This is a genomic window from Serratia sp. TSA_7 (genome assembly GCF_052692135.1).
The window spans coordinates 388,837-410,131 of sequence record NZ_JBQZFU010000002.1 but is presented as its reverse complement, the minus strand read 5'-3'; the positions used below and the strand labels follow the sequence as shown (position 1 = coordinate 410,131).

Annotated in this window: 17 protein-coding genes; 12 read left to right on the top strand and 5 right to left on the bottom strand. The window is 58.3% G+C overall.

The annotated features are described in order from the left end of the window. Window positions 1–118: 118 nt before the first annotated feature. The 4 genes from ACUTQW_RS10850 to ACUTQW_RS10835 are packed head-to-tail and all read left to right on the top strand — an operon-like array spanning window position 119 to window position 3,916. Window positions 119–1,033 carry an ABC transporter permease subunit gene (locus tag ACUTQW_RS10850; RefSeq protein WP_004946913.1) on the top strand — a complete coding sequence of 305 codons (915 nt, stop codon included), beginning with the start codon at window positions 119–121 and terminating at the stop codon, window positions 1,031–1,033. Window positions 1,034–1,044: 11 nt separating this feature from the next. Beyond that, window positions 1,045–2,331 carry a high-affinity branched-chain amino acid ABC transporter permease LivM gene (gene livM / locus ACUTQW_RS10845; RefSeq protein WP_006326582.1) on the top strand — a complete coding sequence of 429 codons (1,287 nt, stop codon included), beginning with the start codon at window positions 1,045–1,047 and terminating at the stop codon, window positions 2,329–2,331. Next, on the top strand, window positions 2,328–3,203 hold the full coding sequence (locus ACUTQW_RS10840) for an ABC transporter ATP-binding protein (protein WP_006319836.1): 876 nt from the start codon (window positions 2,328–2,330) through the stop codon (window positions 3,201–3,203). Before livM ends, ACUTQW_RS10840 begins: the two co-directional genes overlap by 4 nt. After that, complete coding sequence (locus tag ACUTQW_RS10835; protein WP_004946905.1) at window positions 3,200–3,916, top strand: ABC transporter ATP-binding protein; 717 nt, start codon at window positions 3,200–3,202, stop codon at window positions 3,914–3,916. Before ACUTQW_RS10840 ends, ACUTQW_RS10835 begins: the two co-directional genes overlap by 4 nt. 39 nt (window positions 3,917–3,955) lie before the next feature. Here ACUTQW_RS10835 and ACUTQW_RS10830 read toward each other — a convergent pair whose 3' ends face one another. Further along, window positions 3,956–4,642, bottom strand: a complete 687-nt coding sequence (locus ACUTQW_RS10830) for an aspartyl/asparaginyl beta-hydroxylase domain-containing protein (protein WP_004946902.1) — start codon at window positions 4,640–4,642, stop codon at window positions 3,956–3,958. Between the two features lie 314 nt (window positions 4,643–4,956). Here ACUTQW_RS10830 and ACUTQW_RS10825 point away from each other — a divergent pair, with 314 nt between their 5' ends. Continuing rightward, on the top strand, window positions 4,957–6,144 hold the full coding sequence (locus ACUTQW_RS10825; protein ID WP_004946899.1) for a sugar transporter: 1,188 nt from the start codon (window positions 4,957–4,959) through the stop codon (window positions 6,142–6,144). Between the two features lie 273 nt (window positions 6,145–6,417). Here ACUTQW_RS10825 and ACUTQW_RS10820 read toward each other — a convergent pair whose 3' ends face one another. Together ACUTQW_RS10820 and ACUTQW_RS10815 are read right to left on the bottom strand one after the other, a co-directional pair. Then, entirely contained in the window at window positions 6,418–6,795 is a 378-nt protein-coding gene (locus ACUTQW_RS10820) for a hypothetical protein (protein WP_006326573.1), read from the bottom strand. A gap of 592 nt (window positions 6,796–7,387) precedes the next feature. Next, window positions 7,388–7,981, bottom strand: coding sequence for an NAD(P)H-dependent oxidoreductase (locus ACUTQW_RS10815; protein ID WP_006326570.1), 594 nt, complete (start codon window positions 7,979–7,981; stop codon window positions 7,388–7,390). 195 nt (window positions 7,982–8,176) lie between these two features. Between ACUTQW_RS10815 and ACUTQW_RS10810 the strand changes: the two genes are divergently transcribed. Continuing rightward, complete coding sequence (locus ACUTQW_RS10810; RefSeq protein ID WP_020439441.1) at window positions 8,177–9,076, top strand: AraC family transcriptional regulator; 900 nt, start codon at window positions 8,177–8,179, stop codon at window positions 9,074–9,076. A 61-nt stretch (window positions 9,077–9,137) separates the two neighbouring features. Here the strand turns inward: ACUTQW_RS10810 and katG are convergent, their stop codons facing one another. Beyond that, a complete protein-coding gene (gene katG, locus ACUTQW_RS10805) occupies window positions 9,138–11,336 on the bottom strand; it encodes a catalase/peroxidase HPI (RefSeq protein WP_020439440.1) in 2,199 nt (732 codons plus the stop codon). 400 nt (window positions 11,337–11,736) lie between these two features. On the opposite strand from katG, the gene ACUTQW_RS10800 reads away from it, so the two are divergent. Beyond that, complete coding sequence (locus ACUTQW_RS10800) at window positions 11,737–12,300, top strand: YagU family protein (RefSeq protein WP_004946879.1); 564 nt, start codon at window positions 11,737–11,739, stop codon at window positions 12,298–12,300. 105 nt (window positions 12,301–12,405) lie between these two features. Here the strand turns inward: ACUTQW_RS10800 and ACUTQW_RS10795 are convergent, their stop codons facing one another. Further along, window positions 12,406–15,165: a LuxR C-terminal-related transcriptional regulator gene (locus tag ACUTQW_RS10795; protein ID WP_037431295.1), complete on the bottom strand. Its 2,760-nt coding sequence runs from the start codon at window positions 15,163–15,165 to the stop codon at window positions 12,406–12,408. Window positions 15,166–15,417: 252 nt separating this feature from the next. Between ACUTQW_RS10795 and ACUTQW_RS10790 the strand changes: the two genes are divergently transcribed. The 5 genes from ACUTQW_RS10790 to ACUTQW_RS10770 all read left to right on the top strand — a co-directional run bounded on the left by ACUTQW_RS10790 (window position 15,418) and on the right by ACUTQW_RS10770 (window position 21,228). Then, on the top strand, window positions 15,418–16,380 hold the full coding sequence (locus ACUTQW_RS10790; RefSeq protein ID WP_020439437.1) for a thiamine pyrophosphate-dependent dehydrogenase E1 component subunit alpha: 963 nt from the start codon (window positions 15,418–15,420) through the stop codon (window positions 16,378–16,380). An 11-nt stretch (window positions 16,381–16,391) separates the two neighbouring features. Beyond that, the gene (locus ACUTQW_RS10785; RefSeq protein WP_004946867.1) at window positions 16,392–17,411 is read left to right on the top strand and encodes an alpha-ketoacid dehydrogenase subunit beta; all 1,020 of its coding nucleotides are present in this window, start codon (window positions 16,392–16,394) and stop codon (window positions 17,409–17,411) included. Between the two features lie 3 nt (window positions 17,412–17,414). Beyond that, window positions 17,415–18,929, top strand: coding sequence for a 2-oxo acid dehydrogenase subunit E2 (locus ACUTQW_RS10780; RefSeq protein ID WP_445654854.1), 1,515 nt, complete (start codon window positions 17,415–17,417; stop codon window positions 18,927–18,929). A 10-nt stretch (window positions 18,930–18,939) separates the two neighbouring features. Continuing rightward, window positions 18,940–20,337, top strand: a complete 1,398-nt coding sequence (gene lpdA, locus ACUTQW_RS10775; RefSeq protein WP_445654866.1) for a dihydrolipoyl dehydrogenase — start codon at window positions 18,940–18,942, stop codon at window positions 20,335–20,337. 105 nt (window positions 20,338–20,442) lie between these two features. Continuing rightward, the gene (locus tag ACUTQW_RS10770; RefSeq protein ID WP_004946858.1) at window positions 20,443–21,228 is read left to right on the top strand and encodes an acetoin reductase; all 786 of its coding nucleotides are present in this window, start codon (window positions 20,443–20,445) and stop codon (window positions 21,226–21,228) included. The last annotated feature ends 67 nt before the right edge of the window (window positions 21,229–21,295 follow it).

Sequence of the window (21,295 nt, the reverse complement as noted above, 5' to 3'; positions counted from 1 at the left end):
CTTGAAATCCATTGGAGAAATACTGGTTACGGATCCGCGCATTGGGCGGATCCGTTCCGATACTTCCTTGGGCCGCGTCGGACTTCGTTTGCGGCCCCTCCAGGCGAGACTGCAAATTATGGATGTTTTCTTCCTGCAACAGCTGATTAACGGCCTGACGCTCGGTGCGGTTTATGGCCTGATCGCCATCGGCTACACCATGGTTTACGGCATCATCGGCATGATCAACTTCGCCCACGGCGAGGTGTATATGATCTCCGCCTATCTGTGCGCCATCGGGCTGGCGCTGCTGTCATTCTTTGGTTTGCACTCGTTCCCGCTGCTGATCCTCGGCACGCTGGTGTTTACTATCGTGATCACCGGCGTCTACGGCTGGGTGATCGAGCGCATCGCCTACAAACCGCTGCGCAATTCCACCCGCCTGGCACCCTTGATCTCCGCCATCGGCATGTCACTGATCCTGCAAAACTACGCGCAAATCAGCCAGGGGCCGCGGCAGCAGGGGATCCCGACGCTGCTGGATGGCGTGTTCCGCATCGGTTTTGACGGCGGGGTGATCCAGATTACCTACACCAAGGTGTTTATTCTGGTCGCGTCCTTGCTGGGGATGGCCATTCTTACCTACGTGATCCAGCACACCCGGCTGGGGCGTATCTGCCGCGCCACTCAGCAAGACCGCAAGATGGCGTCGATTCTCGGCATCAACACTGACCGGGTGATATCCCTGGTGTTCGTGATTGGCGCTGCGATGGCCGGGCTGGCGGGGGTGTTGATCACCATGAACTACGGCACCTTCGATTTCTACGTCGGCTTTATCATCGGCATCAAAGCCTTTACCGCTGCGGTGCTGGGCGGCATCGGCTCGTTGCCCGGCGCAATGCTGGGCGGCCTGCTGCTGGGTGTGGCGGAGGCGCAGTTCGCCGGTATGGTGAACTCGGATTACAAAGACGTTTTCTCCTTCGGGCTGCTGGTAGTGATCCTGATTTTCCGCCCGCAGGGCCTGCTCGGACGGCCAATGGTCGCTAAGGTTTGAGGGGGGAAACTATGTCGCAAACAGTGGTTCACCAAGGGCTGAACGTGAAACGCAGCCTGCTGGACGCCGTGCTGGCGGGGCTGATCGCCCTGATCGTGTTCGGGCCGATCGTTGGCATCGTGCTGAACGGCTACAGTTTTAACTTTGAGCCGCGCCGGCTGGTGTGGATTATTGCCGCGGTGATGGCCGGGCGGCTGCTACTGAGCCTGTTCCTGCAAACTGCGCCGGGGCGCAAGGTACTGGCGCGGTTCGACGGCGGCAATGACGGGGTGTATGTCCGGCCGATAGGGGCCAAGACCAGCCTGCGCTGGATAATCCCGCTGATGGCGGTGATTGCGCTGTTGTTCCCGTTCGTCGCCACCAAATATCTGTTGACGGTGGCGATACTGGGGCTGATTTACGTGTTGCTTGGGCTGGGGCTGAACATCGTGGTTGGGCTGGCCGGGTTGCTGGATCTGGGCTACGTGGCGTTTTACGCCATCGGCGCCTACGGGCTGGCGCTGGGCTACCAGTATCTCGGGCTGGGGTTCTGGGCGATGCTGCCGCTGGGGGCGCTGATGGCGGCGCTGGCGGGGGCACTGCTGGGGTTCCCGGTGTTGCGCATGCACGGCGACTATCTGGCGATCGTCACGCTGGGGTTCGGTGAAATCATCCGGCTGGTGCTGAATAACTGGATGTCGCTGACCGGCGGGCCAAACGGCATTTCGGTGCCGGCCCCGACGCTCTTCGGCCTGGAGTTTGGCCGGCGGGCGAAGGACGGCGGCGTGCCGATCCACGAATTCCTCGGTATTGCCTACAACCCCAACCTGAAGTTTATTTTTATCTATGCGGTGCTGTTCCTGGTGGTGCTGCTGGTGCTGTACATCAAACACCGGCTGACGCGCATGCCGATTGGCCGCGCCTGGGAGGCGTTGCGCGAGGATGAAATCGCCTGCCGTTCGCTTGGCCTGAACCATGTGCTGGTGAAGCTGTCGGCCTTTATGATGGGCGCGTCCACCGCCGGTCTGGCCGGGGTGTTTTTCGCCACCTACCAGGGGTTCGTCAATCCCACGTCGTTCACCTTCTTTGAATCGGCGTTGATCCTGGCGATCGTGGTACTGGGCGGCATGGGGTCGACCATCGGCGTGGTGCTGGCGGCGTTTGTGCTCACGGTGGCGCCGGAACTGCTGCGCAGCTTTGCCGAATACCGGGTGCTGCTGTTCGGCGTGCTGATGGTGGCGATGATGATCTGGCGGCCGCGCGGGCTGGTCCGTATCAGCCGCACCAGCTTTGCGCCGCGCAAGGGGGTGGTGCCATGAGCGACGCTATCTTGCGGGTCGAGCACCTGATGATGCATTTTGGCGGCATCAAGGCGCTGAACGACGTGAATCTGTCGGTTGAACGCGGCTCCATCACCGCATTGATTGGCCCTAACGGTGCCGGAAAAACCACGGTGTTCAACTGCCTGACCGGTTTCTACCGCGCCACCGGCGGCGCGATCCTGCTCAACACCCATAAGCGGCCGACCGACGTTATCCAGGTGTTGGGGCAGAAGTTCCGCGCCGGCGACTGGGTTAACCCAAAGCGGCTCGGGTCGCGCGTCTACTATAAAATGTTCGGCGGCACCCATCTGGTCAATCGCGCCGGGCTGGCGCGCACCTTCCAGAATATCCGGCTGTTCCGCGAGATGTCGGTGGTGGAGAATCTGCTGGTGGCCCAGCACATGCTGAGCAACCGCAATTTGATCGCCGGCGTGCTCAATACGCCCGGTTATCGCCGGGCGGAAAACGATGCGCTGAATCGCGCCTTCTACTGGCTGGAGGTGGTGGAGCTGACGGACTGCGCCAACCGGCTGGCGGGGGAGATGTCCTACGGCCAGCAGCGGCGGTTGGAGATCGCCCGCGCCATGTGCACCACGCCGGAGATGATTTGTCTCGACGAACCGGCCGCCGGGCTGAACCCGGTGGAGACGGCGACGCTGAGCCGCATTATCCGTTTTCTGCGCCAGCATCACGGCATTACGGTGCTGTTGATCGAACACGATATGGGCATGGTGATGGAGATCTCCGATCGGGTGATCGTGCTCGATCACGGCGACGTTATCGCCGAGGGCACGCCGAAAGAAATTCAGCATAACGACACGGTGATCGCCGCTTACCTTGGCGCGGATGAAGAGGAGCTGGCGGGATGAGCAATGCGATGTTGGAGTTTCGCGACGTAGACGTGTTTTATGGCCCGATCCAGGCGTTGCAGCAAGTGTCGCTGCAGGTGAACGAAGGGGAAACGGTAGCGCTGATCGGTGCCAACGGCGCGGGGAAATCCACGCTGCTGATGTCAATTTTCGGCCAGCCGCGTATCAGCGGCGGGCAGATCCTGTTTTGCGGCGAGGATATCAGCCAGCGTTCCACCCACTACGTTGCCAGCAGCGGCATCGCCCAGGCGCCCGAGGGGCGGCGTATTTTCCCGGATATGAGCGTGGAGGAAAACCTGCTGATGGGCACTATTACTGTCGGCAACCGTTATGTGGATGAAGATTTGCAACGCATGTTCGATCTGTTCCCGCGTCTGAAGGAGCGGCGCAACCAGCGCGCGATGACCATGTCCGGCGGCGAGCAGCAAATGTTGGCCATCGCCCGTGCGCTGATGAGCCGGCCGAAGCTGCTGCTGTTGGACGAGCCGAGCCTGGGCCTGGCGCCGATTATCGTCAAACAGATCTTCAGTATTCTGCGCGAGCTGACCCGTGGCGGCATGACGCTGTTTCTGGTGGAACAAAATGCCAACCATGCGCTGAAACTGTCCGATCGCGGCTATGTGATGGTCAACGGCCAAATTCGTCTGACCGGCAGCGGTGCGGAGTTGTTGAGCAATCAGGAGGTGAGGAAAGCCTATCTGGGCGGGATTTGAACCCTCATGCCGGGGGCCTGGAGGCTCCCGGCCATCGATTCAGAACTGGCGCTGGATCCAGCGTACGTTCAGCCGCACCAGCGCGATGATGCCGTTGGACAACAAACGCAGGCCGGCGGGCAAATCGCGGCGGCGAATATCCAGCAGCAGCACGGTGCGCACTTCCTCGCTGTCGTTCCACACTTCGTGTTCGAAGGTATCGTCCCACAGCATAAATTCCCCCTCGTTCAACCGGTATTCGCGCCCATCGACTTTCAGCACCGCAGCGGGAACGCCGTCGGCCCGTTTGGGCATCGACAGCACCAGATAACCGCGCAGAATGCCGCGAAACGGGCCACGGTGCGCCGGCACCTGTTTGCCGGGCGCCAGGAAAGACAGCGAGGCGGAAAGCACATCCGGCGAGGTGGCGATCAATTCGGCAAGCGTCGGGCAGCGTTCAAGATTGCGGGTTATCGGCTGGCCATAGGCCTGCATGATAAACATCCGCCAGTCGCGCGCGTCATTGGCGGAGATCGACGCCTGTTCGCTCATGATCTCGTGAAAACGCGGGATATTGCGCAGATCCTGGGCAACGCTCAGCGCCTCGTCACGTATCTGCGGCCAGGCGGCTGTAAAACGCTGTGCGTCGGGGAACAGGCGATCGCTGTCGAGTACCGGCGCGCCGGAGATGCGGCGATCGTAAATACCGCGTAACCGCAGCACTGCCCAATCATAGATAAATGACATGGTTTCCTCGTTAATAAGGTGCGACTGCCGGGTGATCAAATACTGTGAGAAAAAAAGGTATGGGTTCAACAGATTAGCACAGCATTTCGCCATGCGGGAGTGGTAACGGCCTGTGCTGAGACAGGCGGGGTGACGCGGGGGAGCGGCCAGGCAGATCTACCGGCAACGGGGGGCCTGTTCGGCAGCGAGCCAGGTGTCGGCCTGAGCAGGTTGTTGAAAAATACAGCACAATAAAAATGTGACGAATATCGCATTTTAAACCGCAGTTGGTTAAAATATCGCTACTGCTCGCATCTGTCCGGACCCCGTTAAATATGGAACACACCCACGTCTCGCGCTCAACCGCCTGGTTGCGCGTGGTTGTCCTCGCCATCTCGGCCTTTATCTTCAATACCACCGAGTTTATTCCGGTCGGGTTATTGAGCGATATCGCCCAAAGCTTCTCGATGCAAACCGAGCAGGTCGGGTTGATCATCACGATTTACGCCTGGATCGTCGCCGCCGCTTCACTGGTGTGCATGCTGCTGACCAGCAAGATTGAGCGCCGTAAACTGCTGATCGGGGTATTTGTTCTGTTTATCGCCAGCCATGTGTTGACCGCCGTGGCGTGGAACTTCACCACGCTGGTGATTTCCCGCGCCGGGGTCGCGCTGGCCCACTCGGTATTCTGGTCGATCACCGCCTCGCTGGCGATTCGCGTGGCGCCGGCGGGCAAGAAAGCGCACGCGTTGAGCATGCTGGCGGGCGGCACCGCCCTGGCGATGGTGCTTGGCCTGCCGTTGGGGCGCATCGTCGGCCAACTGCTGGGGTGGCGCATGACCTTTATCGGCATCGCGGTCTGCGCCACTTTCGCGCTGGCGCTGCTGTGGCGTCTGCTGCCGGTACTGAAAAGCGAGCATTCCGGTTCACTGGCCAGCGTGCCGGTCCTGTTTAAGCGCCCCGCGCTGGTTCGCCTGTACATGCTGACCATTATCGTGGTGACGGCGCATTTTACCGCCTACAGCTATATCGAACCCTTTATCCAGACCGTGGCCGGGCTGTCGGAAAACTTCACCACCCTGATGCTGCTGCTGTTCGGGGCCGCCGGCATTTTCGGCAGCCTGTTGTTCAGCCGTTTCAGCGAACGTTTCCCGTCGGGCTTTTTCATCGGTGCCATCGCATTGTTGATGTTGAGCCTGTTGCTGCTGCTGCCGGCCTCCGGCGATGAGACCCACCTGACGCTGTTGTTTGCGGTATGGGGCGTGGCGATCATGGCGATTGGCCTGTCGATGCAGGCCAAGGTGTTGAACCTGGCGCCGGATGCCACCGACGTTGCGATGTCTATCTACTCCGGGTTGTACAATTTCGGTATCGGCGCGGGTGCGCTGCTGGGCAATCAGGTCAGCCTGCACCTGGGCATGGGCAACATCGGCTTTGTCGGCGCACCTCTGGCGCTGGTTGCTCTGGGCTGGTGCCTGCTTAGCTTCTATCGCAGCGAGCGTCTGTTGCAGCATCGGGCCTGACGGTTGGCGTTTACTTTTCTTGTACCGCACCGTCATGCGCATGCAAGCGGCCCAATAGCATAAACACCGATTGGTAGTGCGTTTTTTACCGCAGCACCCGCAACATTATCGATAGGATATGGCAAGCTTATAACCAATGATGTGGGTGATGTATCTATGATGTCGTCGTACAACACAGATACTTGCTATGGGGATATTATCAGTAGTCAACTCAGGCAACTTTATCTTGCTTTTACTTTAAAATAACGCCCCTTAAAAGGGGCGATGACTTAGTTATTTTCTATCTTCAAAAGTTTGGAATTGAAGTTTCCAGCAGTCGTTAATTTTCATCCAACTTTCAATGAAGTTTATTTTCCGAATATCACCATTTCTTTCTGTTATTTCAGCTGATCCAGTTATAGATGCTAGCCCATCAAAGGTGATGATATGAACATCAATTTCCTTTCGTTTGATACCATCCATCGAACGTGGATCTTTTGACTTTAAAAGAGATAGTTTTCTGAGTTGGTGCTTTTTATAAACCAACATTTCGCTGTTAGTCGAAAAAAACCATTCAGCTTCAAGATAGTCGAGCATATCAATATTTAGAGAAAAAAATGCGTTGTACCATTCTTTTCTCATTAACTCTAAATTCGATGCAATCTTGGTCAAATTATCCTCTTCAAATCAATTTGCTCTTGTATAATCTCACTTTCCTGACCCCGACTTTTCCCCTGGGTGTCATGCAAAATAGTTATAATTAAAAATTTTATTTTCTCGATGGAATTTAAAACTATCACTTGTAACTTATTGTTTCAATGTTGTTGATTTGTTATTGCTTAATTCAATTTGTTATTTTTATATTTCAGTGTTTTTCGTTGGATAATTCTTTATTTTGGCTTTTTTATGGTAATAAAAAACGAATCGTAGCTAATTATTTTATTGTTAATTGATGAGGGTGATGGTTGTTGGCGTAACATAATAATTTTTTAAATTTATTTTTATAATGATTCTTGCTTTATTATTCAGTAGGTAAAGAGATTGGAAATCGTTTATGACTACATTCTGTAGCCTCGTTAAATTGAGAAAACTACACGCTTGCTATAAATTCAGTTGAATAATCGCTACTGAAATAATTTCTTCGAAAGTTTTATTGCAGTGAGTGGTGTCGAGCAATAAAAAGCCCGCTTAAGTTGCCTTAAGCGGGGATTGCGGCAGGTATCGCCGGCGGTCGAGAATGATGAAGCGGGAAATGCTGCGCTGCTTAGCCGAATGCGTTCGCAAGGTGCTGTTTCAGCCGTTCTATGTCATTGCTGATGTCCGGTGATTTGATCACGTCGAAACAGGAGAAGGCGGGAACGATATCGGCGCCGCAGAATTTATAATTGGCGGTATTGCTGACGAAGATGTCATCGACGGATTTGCCGGCGAAGAGCTGCTGATTATTATCCTCAAAGGCCTGCTGCGGGGCGTTCCAGGTTAGCGACAGCATGTATTTTTTGCCCTGCATTTTTCCGCCGCTGCCGTATTGCCGGTCCGGGTCTTGGCGGGTTCTGCCGTCATCAACCAGCATGCTCTGTTGCATCAACCCGGCGGTAAAGACCTCGTCGACATATTTTTTGTAGATCCAGGGCGTGCCGAACCAGTAGACCGGCGATTGCAGGATAATGATGTCGGCCCAAAGGTGTTTTCTCACCTCTTCGGCAATATCGTAACCTTGCTCGATAGCGGTCTGCTGCACTTTATGGCCGCGCGTTTCCATCTCGTCGCGGATCACGCCGAGCAGGGTCGCATTTAAACCGCCTGACGAGATGCCTTCGTATAACTGGTGCGTGTTGATTATCAGAACGTTTTTCATAATTGAACCTGTGTGATGGGAAGGGCCAAGACGATGTCTCAATGGCGAACAGTATTGCCGGAACAAGGTGCGGAGCGCTTGCCGGATTCGATTCAATTCTTGCCTGATTCAACGGATTGGCATTGATACCTTCAATAAGAGGGCGGCGAGATGATAGACTTTTTGCTGACCCTGCTTATTACGAGAACGAACCCAATGCTGATCCACACCAGAGCAAACAACGCGGCGCTGGCCAGTCTGGTGGCAAATATTGCCGCTGCCGATGGCGATTACCCTACCGCCATACCTGCACTGACGATTTACCGCAGAAATGCCGTCACGGCGCCGATGCCCTGTATTTACGGGCTGGGGTTGGGGCTAACCGTTCAGGGGGGAAAGCGGGTCACGCTCGGCAATGAGATCTTCGACTACGGGCCTGGCCAGTCGCTGATAACTTCGGTTGATCTGCCGGTGGTGTCTTATGTTACCCAGGCCAGCGTCGCCGAACCCTATCTTGGGCTGCGCCTGGAACTGGACGCCCGGCTTATCTCGCAGCTGGCGGCCGATCCGGATGTCGTCGCTGGAGCGAAATCGTCCGGCGGCAGGGCGGTATCGGTGGTTGAACTGGAAGATGGCTTGCTGGAAGCGGTGAGTCGCTTGGTTAGCCTGTTGGAGGAACCGGCGTTGATGGCGTCGATTTACCCGCTGATCTTGCAGGAGATCACCATTCGGTTGCTGAACGGGCAATATGGGCCGACATTACGGAATTTGGTCGCGCAGGGATCGCCAAGCCAGCAAATCGCCCGGGTGTTGTCGTGGCTCAAACTCAACTTTACGCAGGATTTGTCGATGGAAGCCTTGGCTGCCAAAGCCTGCATGAGTCCATCGACATTCAGGCAGCACTTCCGCGCTTTGACCGGCATGAGCCCTCTGCAATATTTAAAGAGCCTGCGTTTGCAGGAGGCTCGGCAGGTGATGATGAATGAGGGGCTGGACGCCGGCAGCGCGGCGGTGCGGGTAGGCTATGAGAGCGCCTCGCAGTTCAGCCGTGAATATACCCGCCTGTTTGGCGCGCCTCCTTTACGCGATATCAAACGGATACGCGCGGCCGGCTGAGCGTAATCTACATGCAAAACGGCCCGCCTGAGTGCTCTCAAGCGGGCCGTTTTGACGATGCTTAAGCGAGATCGAAGCGACCGAGGTTCATGACCTTGTTCCAGGCGGCGACAAAGTCCCGAACAAAACTATCCTGGGCATCCGCACTGCCATAAACTTCAGCCAGCGCACGCAGTTGCGAGTGTGAACCGAAGATCAGATCGGCGCGGGTTGCCGTCCATTTCAGCGCACCGGTCTGGCGATCCTGGCCTTCAAACACGCCGTCCTCATCCGCCTTTTTCCAGGTTGTGCCCATATCCAGCAGGTTAACGAAGAAATCGTTGGTGAGCGTTTCAGGCCGCTGAGTCAACACGCCGTGCCGGCTTTGGCCGACGTTGGCGTTCAACACCCGCAATCCGCCCAACAGCACCGACATTTCCGGCGCGCTCAGGGTAAGCAACTGCGCCTTGTCCACCAGCAATGCCTCGGGAGAAATGCGGTAACGGGTATCAAGGTAGTTGCGGAAACCGTCGCCCACCGGCTCCATGGCCGCGAACGATTCGATATCGGTTTGCTCTTGCGAAGCGTCCATGCGCCCCGGCGTGAAAGGAACGGCCACCGGGTGGCCGGCATTGCTCGCCGCCTGCTCAACGCCAGCACAGCCTGCCAACACGATCAGATCCGCCAGCGAGACTTTTTTGCCGTCGGTCTGCGCATCGTTGAAGGTGCGCTGAATGCCTTCCAGCGTGGCCAGCGTTTGCGCCAGCTGAGCGGGCTGATTCACCGCCCAGTCTTTCTGCGGTGCCAGGCGGATGCGGGCGCCGTTGGCGCCGCCGCGTTTGTCGGAACCGCGGAAGGTGGAGGCCGAGGCCCAGGCGGTGGAGACCAGCTGTGAAATCGGCAGGCCGGAGGCCAGGATTTTGCCTTTGAGATCGGTGATATCCTGCTGATTAATCAGCTTATGGTTAATCGCCGGAACCGGATCCTGCCAAATCAGCTCTTCAGCCGGGACTTCCGGGCCGAGATAACGTGCGCGTGGGCCCATATCGCGATGGGTCAGTTTGAACCAGGCGCGGGCGAAGGCGTCGGCGAACTCATCCGGATTCTGGAAGAAGCGGCGCGAAATCTGCTCGTACGCCGGATCGAAGCGCAGCGACAGATCGGTGGTCAGCATGGTAGGGCGATGTTTCTTCGCCGGATCGAACGCGTCGGGAATGGTTTCGCCGACGTCCTTGGCTACCCACTGGTGCGCGCCAGCCGGGCTCTGCGACAGCTCCCACTCGTATTCGAACAGGTGCCGGAAGAAGTCATGGTTCCACTGGGTCGGGGTGGTGGTCCAGGTGACCTCAAGGCCACTGGTGATTGCATCTTTACCCTTACCGGTACCGAAGGTGCTTTGCCAGCCGAGGCCCTGCTGTTCCAAACCTGCACTTTCCGGATCGGGGCCGACGTGCGAAGCGGGGCCTGCGCCATGGGTTTTGCCGAAGGTATGGCCGCCGGCGATCAGCGCGACGGTTTCTTCGTCATTCATTGCCATTCTGGCGAAGGTCTCGCGAATGTCGCGCGCTGCGGCAATCGGATCGGGGTTGCCGTCCGGGCCTTCCGGGTTCACGTAGATCAAACCCATTTGCACCGCCGCCAAAGGGTTCTCGAGATTGCGGTCGCCTGAATAACGGCTGTTCTCGCCGCCGCTCGGTTCCAGCCAAATCTTTTCCGCGCCCCAGTAAACGTCGTCCGGTTCCCAAACGTCGGCGCGGCCGCCCGCGTAACCAAAGGTTTTGAAGCCCATCGATTCCAGCGCCACATTGCCGGTTAGCACCAGCAGGTCGGCCCAGGAAATTTTACGGCCGTACTTCTGTTTGATAGGCCACAGCAAGCGGCGGGCCTTGTCGAGGCTCACGTTGTCGGGCCAGCTGTTGAGCGGGGCAAAACGCTGCTGGCCGGAGCCTGCGCCGCCGCGGCCGTCGCCGATACGGTAGGTGCCGGCGCTATGCCAGGCCATGCGGATGAACAAGCCGCCGTAGTGGCCGAAGTCCGCCGGCCACCATTCCTGAGAGTCGGTCATCAGGGCATGCAAATCTTGTTTGACCGCCGCCAGATCCAGGCTGTTGAAAGCGTCGGCGTAGTTGAAATCTTTGTCCATCGGGTTGGACAGGGAGGAGTGTTGGTGCAGGTGTTCCAGACTAAGTTGGTTTGGCCACCAGTCCTGGTTCGAATTACCACGCTGGGGAAGGGTCTTGTTGTTGCCACCCGAAAATGGGCATTTGCTTTCAGTTGTCATGATGCGCTCTCTGCTTGTGTCGGATGTTGCGCTAATGGGGGGAACCCCTGAGTCAATCTGATCGTTATTGGGTTTCTTCACCTGAGCCAACGGCGGGTAGAAGGAAACTCAGTAGTAAGCTTAGACAGTGCTGGGCAAGAGATAAAATAGGAATGGTTGAATTCTGTAATAGTTACAGGCTATTGGGTTTGCGTGGATTGATAGGCATTGCCAGGAAGACCATGGCAACCAAAAGCAAAAAGCGCTCAGGTTTCCGCTACTGATTATCTAAACATGTTTCCCTTCTTTTGAAAATTTACGACCAAAGGTAACAAAAAATGATCGTGATCAATATCACACTTTGGCGAGGATATAACCTGATTGCTGAACGATAAATACTAATGGCTTTTAGGGGATGGATATGAAAATCAGGGATTTTTTTGTGCAAACACCGTTGGAAAGACGCCGTTATGGCGTCGCGCTTTTTGTCGGCGTCATCGCCGGGCTGCTGTCTGCCTTCGTTAAGTGGGGCGCAGAAGTTCCGCTACCGCCAAGGACAATCCTGGATGGGCGCGCGGAGTTTAATCCACCCTATCTTTTCCTGAGAGATTATTTGGGCATAGATCCGACGGCAACGGTTTACACCTTTTCGGAGCATGTGATCAATCCGGTTATGGTGACGCACATTATTTTCTCGTTGGTGTTTGCCATCGGCTACTGCGTGGTTGCCGAAGTCTTCCCGAAAGTAAAACTCTGGCAGGGCGTGCTCGCCGGCTTAATTGCCACGGTGTGCGTTCACGGCATCAGTTTTCCGCTGCTTGGCTTAACGCCGCCTTTATCCATGCTGCCCGTCGAGGAGTATGTTTCAGAAATACTGGGGCATGCATTCTGGTTCTGGGCGATCGAACTTGTTCGGCGTGACCTGCGCAACAGAATAACGCACCAGCCGGATGCGGAAGTTCCTCTCAGTTCACCGTTCCGTTAAGTCAACGCGATAGGCATAAAAGCCCTGAATGTACAGGGCTTTTCCTTCTCGTTGATTATCGTTCTCATGCCGGGGCCTTGCCCTGGGCAATTCTTTAATGCCCTGTTAATCCAGCAATTTCATTTCAAGTGCACGGCTCATGGCTTGGGTACGGCTGTTGACGTTGAGCTTGGCGTAAGTGTTCTTGAGGTGCCATTTCACGGTCTGTGCAGAAATAGCCAGGGAACGAGCGATGTCTTTGTTCGTCTGGCCCTCGGCGATCAGGCGTAATACCTGAAGTTCGCGTTCACTGAGCCCCCAATAGACGTCATGGCTGCTTTGAAGCTGCCTTTCCCCGGCCAGTGCGCCCTTATCTGCCAGGCGAAGCTGCGCACCTTGCTCGTTGCAGGCAGCAGGGCCTTCGTGCATATGGAGAAGCAAAGGTTGCAAGGTGTCGCCGGCATCAAGAATGCTTCGCATGAGATGCGGGTGTTCGGCCAGTGGCAGAACCGGTTGCAGCGCAGTGCAGGCAGCCGCGTTTTTACCGGCTTTCCACAAGGCTAATGACCAGAGCGCACGCAGGCGCGCAGCGGTGAGCCAGTCGCGTCGGTTTTCCTGTTCGGTAACCAACTCGGCCAGCAGTTTGCAGGCTTGCGGCATCTGGCCGGCGGCCAGCAACAGGCGACTGCGGCTGAGTGCCGCATGCTGTGCGATCGCACGTTGACAAGGATGCTCGGCATCAATCCTGGCATGGCGCGCCAGCTGTTCCAACTGCCGTTGCAACTGCTCCGCACCGGGGCGATCCGCACGTTGCAGACGCACTCTAACTTGCTCGGCCAACAACAGAGCCTGCAACCGGCGCCACCCGCGAGACACCGCCAACTGCTGCGCATGTTCCAGCAGCCGTTCTGCCTCCTGCGGCATGCCGTCATGCAGGGCCTGCCGCGCAAGGTAGGCGTAGCAACGGCTCAGCGCGTCGGGTGGGCTGAAACGGTCGATGAGTTCGAGCCTATCCGCCAGCAGAGGATCGAGCGACTCAAGGGGCCTGCGCTCGTAGGCGATTTCCGCCAGCAGCGGCGCGAGCGTCGCTCCGCTGGTCGACTGGGGGCCGGTATAACGCTCGGCCTGGCGCAAGGCATTGCCGGCATACCGCTCGGCGTTCTCCAAATCGCCTTGGCAAAGATGGCATTGGGCGATGATGAAAGCGCGATAAACCGAGACGAACAGATTGTCCAGCGGGCTGTCCGGGCTGGGCATATGGCGTTGGACCGCCAGGGCCTCGGCATAGCGCTGGTTAACCACGTGGCAGTAGCTGAGAATATTGCAGATCAGGCCATCGACCCAGGTATCGCCGCAAGGCACTTCGGCCAGCAGAGGCTCGACAATCGCCAGGCTCTCGGGGATGTTTTCGGCAAAGGCTTCGCAGATGGCGCGCACTACCCGCAACTTGATCCAGGCGCTGCGGGCCATCCCGTCACGGTGATCCGCCACCATTTGGTCGAGGCTGTCGAGCAACTGTCGCGATTCATCGAAGCGGAAATAGTGCGCCAGCGCCCAGGCCAGATTGATTTGAAGGTCAATGCGTGACGGATCAACGCTCGCCGGCAAGTGACGCATCCAGGAAACCAGAGTATCGATATCTCCCTCTTCAGCCAGGGATTGCGCGCTCGCACCATCCTGGCCGGGGCTATGAACCGGCTTGCCGGCGGCCAGCGCATGGCGTACCGCCTCAGCCCACAACAGCTGTTCGGCGAACCAATGACTGGCGCGTTCGTGCAACTGTTTGAGGTTGATATCGGCGCGATGGCGCAATGCCACGCACAGGGTTTCCTGCAAGAGAGGATGATAGCGGAACCAATAGCCTTGTTCGTCAAGGGCCGACAAGAACAGGTTGTGCCGCTCAATCCATTCCAGCATCGCCTCGCTGTCGTCACGCCCGGTGACGGCGTTGCACAGCCCGGCATTTAAACGATTGAGAAACGCCGTTTGCATCAGGAAGTCGAGCACTTCCGCCGGCAACGGATCAAGCACCACTTCTTTCAGATAACGGGCGATGGACCGCGTTCCCCCGCGCAGATTGTGGATCAGGTGCCCAGGGTCTTCACGCAATTCGGGGGACAACGAGGCGATCTTCATGCCCGCGATCCAGCCCTCCGTCGCGGACAGCAGCCGAAGGGCATCCTGATTGCTGAGCGGCACGGCGACCGTCTGGCTGAAATAGTTCCGGGTTTCTTCGAGCGTGAACTGCAGGTCCTGATCATAGATTTCCACCAACTGATCCTGGGCCTGCAGGCGGCTCAACGACAGGCTCGGGTGGAACCGGCTGCCGATGATCAGATGCAGCGCCGCAGGCGCATGCCTGAGCAGATAGCTCAGGGCTTCATGTACGCCGGCGTCATTGATCATATGGAAGTCGTCGATGATCAGATACAGGTCGTGCGGACAATAATGCAATTGGTTAATCAGCCCAGCCAGCAACTGCAGCGAGCTCGAGGGCGCTTGCTCTTCCATGTTCTGCCAAAAATCGGCGTCCCAGTCGGCATAGAGCGGGCGCAAAGCATGCAGCAGATAAGGGATGAACTGCCAGACGTCATCGTCGTCCTCATCAAGGCTGAGCCAGGCAACGCGTTCACCTTGGCCGATCAACTGCTGGTGCCATTGCGCCAACAGCGTGGTTTTGCCGAATCCCGCGCCTGCACAAACGACGGCCAGACGGCGCAGGTGCGCTTGATCGAGGCGTTTGAGCAGGCGCGGGCGCTGTAGCAGCAGGATAGAAGAGCGGGGCGGAACGAATTTGGTCAGGATGAGCGGCAAGCCTCTCGTCAGCCGCAAAGGCCCCGAGACCAACGATGTAGATTGGGAACCTGCAAAATCCGATTGCTTCATCCGTGGTTGCCTGCCCGTATTTTGTTTTTTCAATTGTACGCCAGAGCCCGGGGTGAAGCGGGGCCGTACTTCCGGATAGATAAACAAAATTCATAAAGTTTGACCTCGAGCATGAAAACCCCCACTTACCCCCCCATTCAGGTGGCTTCGCAGCTTCCTGAAACACCCGTACATTTTTTGTATTGGTGTGGTTAGGGTGTTTTCACCCTGTCAAATAGCCCCGCCTGTCCGACCCTTACTGAGGAGAATTAGATGACGCTGAGCAAACAGGCTTTGCTGCAGGCTTACCGAAAGATGCGCGAGATCAGGACATTCGAGGAGCGCCTGCATCAGGAAAATACCAGCGGTGACATTCCGGGCTTCATTCACCTTTATACCGGTGAGGAGGCTATTGCGGTGGGGGTCTGCGAAAATTTGACCGACGCCGATTTCATTGGTTCTACGCACCGTGGGCACGGTCACTGCATTGCCAAAGGTTGTGATATTCACGGCATGATGGCCGAGATTTTCGGTAAGGACAGCGGTTTGTGTCGCGGCAAAGGCGGCTCTATGCACATCGCCGATCTGTCAAAAGGCATGCTGGGTGCCAACGCCATCGTGGGCGGAGCCCCCCCGTTGGCCATTGGCGCTGCGCTGACGGCCAAAACCCTGAAGACCGGCAACGTCGGCGTGTCTTTCACCGGCGATGGCGGTTCCAACCAGGGCCTGGTATTTGAAGCCATGAACATGGCCGTGGTGCTGCAATTACCGGCCGTCTTCATTTTCGAGAACAACGGCTATGGCGAAGGGACCGGCCATGACTACGCCGTCGGCGGCCGCGATATCGCCAAACGTGCGGCTGGTTTCGGCCTTCCGGCGGTGACGGTCGACGGCACTGATTTCTTTGCCGTTTACGAAGCCACCGCAGAGGCGGTCAAGCGCGCTCGCGAGGGGGGCGGCCCCAGCGTGATTGAAGCCAAGGCCTTCCGCTGGCACGGCCACTTCGAGGGCGATCCGGCATTGTACCGCGCCGAGGGTGAGGTCCAGCGCCTGCGTGAACAGCACGATCCGCTGAAGATCTTTACCGACAAGATCCAAAAACAGGTCACCCGGGAGGAGCTGGCGGCGATCGACGCGGAAGTGGAAGCGCTGGTCGGGGATGCCGTAACGAAAGCCCGCGCAGCCGCTTATCCGGCTCCGGAAGACCTGCTGACCGACGTCTACGTTTCCTATTGAGGGTGATAACAATGGCTATAAAAACCTATCGTGAAGCGGTCAAGGAAGCGCTGGCCCAGGAAATGGAGCGTGACGAGCGCGTGGTGCTGATCGGCGAAGACTTGCGTGGCGGCCATGGCGGCAACGCGCCGGAGGAGGCGAGGATAGAGGCCTTTGGCGGCGTGCTCGGCGTGACCAAAGGGTTGTGGACGCAGTTCGGCTCTGACCGCGTGATCGACACGCCGATTACCGAGTCGGCGATTATCGGCATGGCAGCTGGTGCTGCGGCGACCGGTCTGCGGCCGGTGGCCGAGCTGATGTTCATGGACTTTTTCGGCGTCTGCCACGATGCGCTGTACAACCAGGCCGCCAAGTTCCGCTACATGTTTGGCGGCAAGGCCAAGGCGCCGTTAGTGATGCGCGGCATGATCGGCGCCGGCTTCTCTGCGGCGGCCCAGCATTCGCAGTCGCCTTATAATATCTTCGCCACCACGCCGGGCCTGAAGGTGGTGGTGCCTTCCACGCCTTATGACGTCAAGGGCCTGCTGATCCAGTCGATCCGCGATGACGATCCGGTGGTGTTCTGCGAACATAAAATGCTTTACGACCTCAAGGGCGAAGTGCCGGAAGGCATTTATACCATTCCGCTGGGCGTGGCCAACTACACCCGCGAAGGGGAGGACGTCACCATCATCGCGCTGTCGGCGATGGTGCATAAAGCCAACGAGGTGGCCGACAAACTGGCCAAAGAGGGCATCTCGGTGGAGGTGGTCGATCCGCGTACGATTTCTCCGCTGGACGAGGAAGGCATTCTGGAGTCGGTGGCGTCGACGGGCCGTGTGGTGATCGTCGACGAGTCGGCGGCGCGTTTCGGCTTTGCCCATGATGTTGCGGCACTGATCGCTTCCCAGGCATTCCATTTCCTCAAAGCGCCGATTGTGCTGGTCACACCGCCGCACACCCCGGTGCCGTTTTCTCCCGCCCTCGAAAAGCTTTGGATCCCCAGCGTCGAGCGGATCGAGGCCGCCGTCCGCCAAGTGCTGGAGGATTGAGCCATGAGTGATATCAAAACGCTTGAAATGCCCAAGTGGGGCCTTTCGATGGAGGAAGGGTTGCTCGCGCAGTGGTCTATCCGGGAAGGCGACAGCTTCAGCAAGGGGCAGGAAATCTGCGAGATCGAGACCAGCAAAATCGTCAACGTGCTTGAGGCCCCCTTCGCCGGGACCCTGCGGCGGATACTCGCCCGGCAGGGCGATACCCTTAAGGTGGGGGCGGCGCTGGCGCTGGTGGCTGAGGCTTCGATCAGCGATGCCGAACTGGACGCCTTCACGGCCAGTCTGGCCGCGGCGGGGCCGGCAGCGTCTGTCGCACCGCCTCCCGCGCGCCCTGCGGCAGCCCCGACACTCGACAACGCACTTCCCACGGCATCGGCCCCATCCACCCAACCGGTGGCCGCCAGTGGGCAGACCGAGGTGCCGCTCGGCCTGCAGGGAAGCACCGATGCCGCACAGGTCAATGCCACGCCTCACGCGTTGCGCCTGGCCGCCAGGCTGGGGGCCGACCTGAGCAAGGTGCGCGGCAGCGGACGTGAAGCACGTATCTCGGTGGCCGATCTCGAGAACGCTATCCTTGCCGCAGGGGGCCGCATCGCATCGCCGACGTTGCCATCGCGTTCAGGCAAAGCGCCACGCTCGCACGCCGACGACAGTCAGATACCGGCAACCCCGCTGGCGCGCCGTCTGGCCGGCAAACTGGGGATCAACCTGCACGACTGCCGCAGCAGCGGTTCACACGGGCGGGTCAGCCGCGAGGATGTGCAGGCGGCGGCTCTGCTGCTCGACGGGCAGCCGCAGACAGCGACTGCACCGAATGCGGCGCCGGCGGCCTTTGAGAACTTGCCCCTGTCGGGCATGCGCAGGGCGATCGCCACCCGCTTGCAGGCTTCCAAGCAACATTCGCCGCACTTCCGCCTGATCGCCGAGCTCGATCTGGAGCGCCTGTTGGCGTTGCGCAAGGAAATCAACCTCGGCGCGCCCGGCGTCAAGATTTCGGTTAACGACCTGCTGGTTAAGGCCTGCGCTCAAGCGCTGGTGGCGGTGCCGGATGTCAACGTACAGTTCGACGAAGCCAGCCAGAGCATCCGCCGCTTTGCCGATGCCGACATCTCGGTGGCCGTTGCGCTGCCGGCCGGGCTGATTACCCCCATAGTACGCGCCGCCAACCGTAAGTCGGTCAGCGAGATCTCGCACGACATTCATTCCCTGGTGACCCGGGCGAAAGCCGGCACGCTCAAGCCCGAAGAGTTCCAGGGCGGCACTTTTAGTGTGTCGAACCTGGGCATGCTCGGCGTGCGCCAGTTTGACGCCATCATTAACCCGCCCCAGGGCGCGATCCTCGCGATCGGTGCCGGCGAGGTGCGGGCGGTGGCTCGCGACGGGCAGATCGTAGCGCGCCATCAACTGACGGTGTCGCTGTCCTGCGACCACCGGGTCATCGATGGGGCGCTGGGCGCGGCTTTTCTCCAGGAACTCAAGCGACTGGTTGAAACACCGACCCTGATGTTTGTCTAGGAGACGAGCTATGCACGACAAATACGATGTACTGGTGATCGGCGGCGGGCCGGGAGGCTATGTTGCCGCCATCCGCGCCGGCCAGCTCGGGCTGCGTACGGCGCTGGTGGAAAAACAGCATCTGGGGGGCATCTGTCTGAACTGGGGGTGCATCCCAACCAAGGCGCTGCTGCACGGTGCCGATGTGGCGCACAGCATCGCCCATGCCGACCAACTGGGTTTCAGTGTCGGCGAGGTGAGTTTCGATCTCCAGAAACTGGTGCAGTTTAGCCGCTCGGTGTCGCAACAGTTGACCGGTGGGGTCGAGTACCTGTTGAAGAAGAATGGCGTAACGGTGTTCGACGGCACTGCCCGCCTACGGGGCAAGGGGCAGGTGACGGTGGTCGATGCCAAGGGGGGCGAGCGCGACTACCGGGCCGACCACGTGATCCTGGCTACCGGCGCCCGCCCGCGTGCGTTGCCGGGGATCGTGCCGGATGGCGAGCGGATCTGGACCTACTTCGAGGCGCTGCAACCCAAAAAATTGCCGAAATCCTTGTTGATCATCGGCTCCGGCGCCATCGGCGTCGAGTTCGCCAGCCTCTACAACGATCTCGGCAGCGAAGTGACGCTGGTGGAGGTGGCGGCACAGATACTGCCGGTTGAAGACGCAGAAGTCTCGGCGGCGGTGCGCAAGTCGTTCGAGAGGCGCGGCATTCAGGTGCATACCCAGACGCAGGTAACGCAGGTGCAGCTCACGGAGGCGGGAGGGCGTTGCACGTTGAAAAACGCCAGTGCCGAACGGGTGCTGGAGGTCGAACATGTGCTGTTGGCGGCCGGCGTCCAGCCTAATGTCGAAGGCCTCGGGCTGGAGGCGCTGGGCGTCGAGCTGGATCGCGGTTTTATCAAGACGGATGACGCCTGCCGCACCAACGTCTTCGGCCTTTACGCAATCGGCGACGTCGCCGGCCCGCCGTGCCTGGCGCACAAGGCCAGCCACGAAGGAACGATCTGCGTCGAGACGCTGGCCGGCGTCGAAGGCGTGCACAAGCTTGACCGTAGTTATGTGCCCGGTTGTACCTATGCCCGGCCGCAGGTTGCCAGTCTGGGCCTGACCGAGGCGGCGGCGCGTGCCAGTGGACGGCCACTCAAGATCGGTAAGTTCGCCTATCAGGGCAATGGCAAGGCGCTGGCCGCCGGTGAGGCGGAGGGCTTCGTCAAGACGATTTTCGATGCCGAAACCGGCGAGCTGCTGGGGGCGCACATGGTTGGCGCACAGGTCACCGAACAGATCCAGGGCTTCGGTATCGCCCATCATCTGGAGGCCACGGACGAGAGCCTGCTGTCGGTCATCTTTGCGCATCCGACGCTTTCCGAAGCCATGCATGAATCGATCCTCGCGGCCGCTGGCCGACCGCTGCATCAGTAGGACAATACGGGAAAGGATAACAGACTGATCCGATTGCGTTTTCGCTAGCGGAAACCAACAAAAAACTCTCCATTAGACGTAGTACAAAACGAAACAGGAATAATCATGTCGACAGGTTTGAACGGAAAGGTAGCCATTATCACTGGCGCTGCGCGTGGCATTGGCCGGGGGATCGCACTGCGCCTGGCACAAGAGGGGGTCAACCTTGCGCTCTTGGATTTATCCGCAGATCAGCTTGGTATAGTCAGGAAAGAAGTGGAGTCTTTCGGGGTAAAAGCGACAACCTACGTTGCCGATATCAGCAAGCGCGAGGAGGTGTATGCGGCCATCGAGCACGTTGTGAGTACGCTGGGTACCTTGGATGTGATGATTAATAACGCCGGTATTTCGCAGGTAAAACCCATAGCAGACGTGGTGCCGGAAGATCTTGAGAAGATCTTGAACATCAATATCGGGGGAGTGACCTGGGGGATCCAGGCTGCCGCGGCGAAATTTAAACAGCTCAACAAAAACGGCAAGATCATCAATGCTTGTTCCATCGCCGGCCATGAGGGTTTTGCATTGCTGGGCGTGTACTCCGCCACCAAATTCGCCGTACGCGCATTGACCCAGGTTGCGGCCAAGGAATACGCCAGCGACAACATTACCGTCAACGCCTATTGCCCTGGAGTGGTCGGCACCGATATGTGGGTGGAAATAGATCAGCGTTTCTCGGAGATTACCGGTGCGCCGAAAGGTGAAACCTATAAGAAGTACGTTGATGGCATTGCCTTGGGGCGCGCACAAACCCCGGCTGACGTCGCGGCACTTGTCGCTTTTCTTTCCAGCGACGACGCTGCCTATATCACCGGTCAGTCGATTTTGACCGACGGCGGGCTGGTTTATCGCTAACCGCCACCGCTCTTTTAAGCCCTCCTGAAGGGCTTTCAGTGCCTACCCACAGTGGCGATTTATTTCG

Excerpts from the sequence above, each read along its gene's own strand:
- ACUTQW_RS10835 (WP_004946905.1), top strand. The coding sequence starts at position 3,200 with ATGAGCAATGCGATGTTGGAGTTTCGCGACGTAGACGTGTTTTATGGC.
- ACUTQW_RS10825 (WP_004946899.1), top strand. The coding sequence starts at position 4,957 with ATGGAACACACCCACGTCTCGCGCTCAACCGCCTGGTTGCGCGTGGTT.
- ACUTQW_RS10815 (WP_006326570.1), bottom strand. The coding sequence starts at position 7,981 with ATGAAAAACGTTCTGATAATCAACACGCACCAGTTATACGAAGGCATC.
- ACUTQW_RS10850 (WP_004946913.1), top strand. The coding sequence starts at position 119 with ATGGATGTTTTCTTCCTGCAACAGCTGATTAACGGCCTGACGCTCGGT.
- ACUTQW_RS10830 (WP_004946902.1), bottom strand. The coding sequence starts at position 4,642 with ATGTCATTTATCTATGATTGGGCAGTGCTGCGGTTACGCGGTATTTAC.
- ACUTQW_RS10840 (WP_006319836.1), top strand. The coding sequence starts at position 2,328 with ATGAGCGACGCTATCTTGCGGGTCGAGCACCTGATGATGCATTTTGGC.
- livM (WP_006326582.1), top strand. The coding sequence starts at position 1,045 with ATGTCGCAAACAGTGGTTCACCAAGGGCTGAACGTGAAACGCAGCCTG.
- ACUTQW_RS10800 (WP_004946879.1), top strand. The coding sequence starts at position 11,737 with ATGAAAATCAGGGATTTTTTTGTGCAAACACCGTTGGAAAGACGCCGT.
- ACUTQW_RS10795 (WP_037431295.1), bottom strand. The coding sequence starts at position 15,165 with ATGAAGCAATCGGATTTTGCAGGTTCCCAATCTACATCGTTGGTCTCG.
- ACUTQW_RS10790 (WP_020439437.1), top strand. The coding sequence starts at position 15,418 with ATGACGCTGAGCAAACAGGCTTTGCTGCAGGCTTACCGAAAGATGCGC.
- ACUTQW_RS10770 (WP_004946858.1), top strand. The coding sequence starts at position 20,443 with ATGTCGACAGGTTTGAACGGAAAGGTAGCCATTATCACTGGCGCTGCG.
- ACUTQW_RS10810 (WP_020439441.1), top strand. The coding sequence starts at position 8,177 with ATGCTGATCCACACCAGAGCAAACAACGCGGCGCTGGCCAGTCTGGTG.
- lpdA (WP_445654866.1), top strand. The coding sequence starts at position 18,940 with ATGCACGACAAATACGATGTACTGGTGATCGGCGGCGGGCCGGGAGGC.
- ACUTQW_RS10780 (WP_445654854.1), top strand. The coding sequence starts at position 17,415 with ATGAGTGATATCAAAACGCTTGAAATGCCCAAGTGGGGCCTTTCGATG.
- katG (WP_020439440.1), bottom strand. The coding sequence starts at position 11,336 with ATGACAACTGAAAGCAAATGCCCATTTTCGGGTGGCAACAACAAGACC.
- ACUTQW_RS10785 (WP_004946867.1), top strand. The coding sequence starts at position 16,392 with ATGGCTATAAAAACCTATCGTGAAGCGGTCAAGGAAGCGCTGGCCCAG.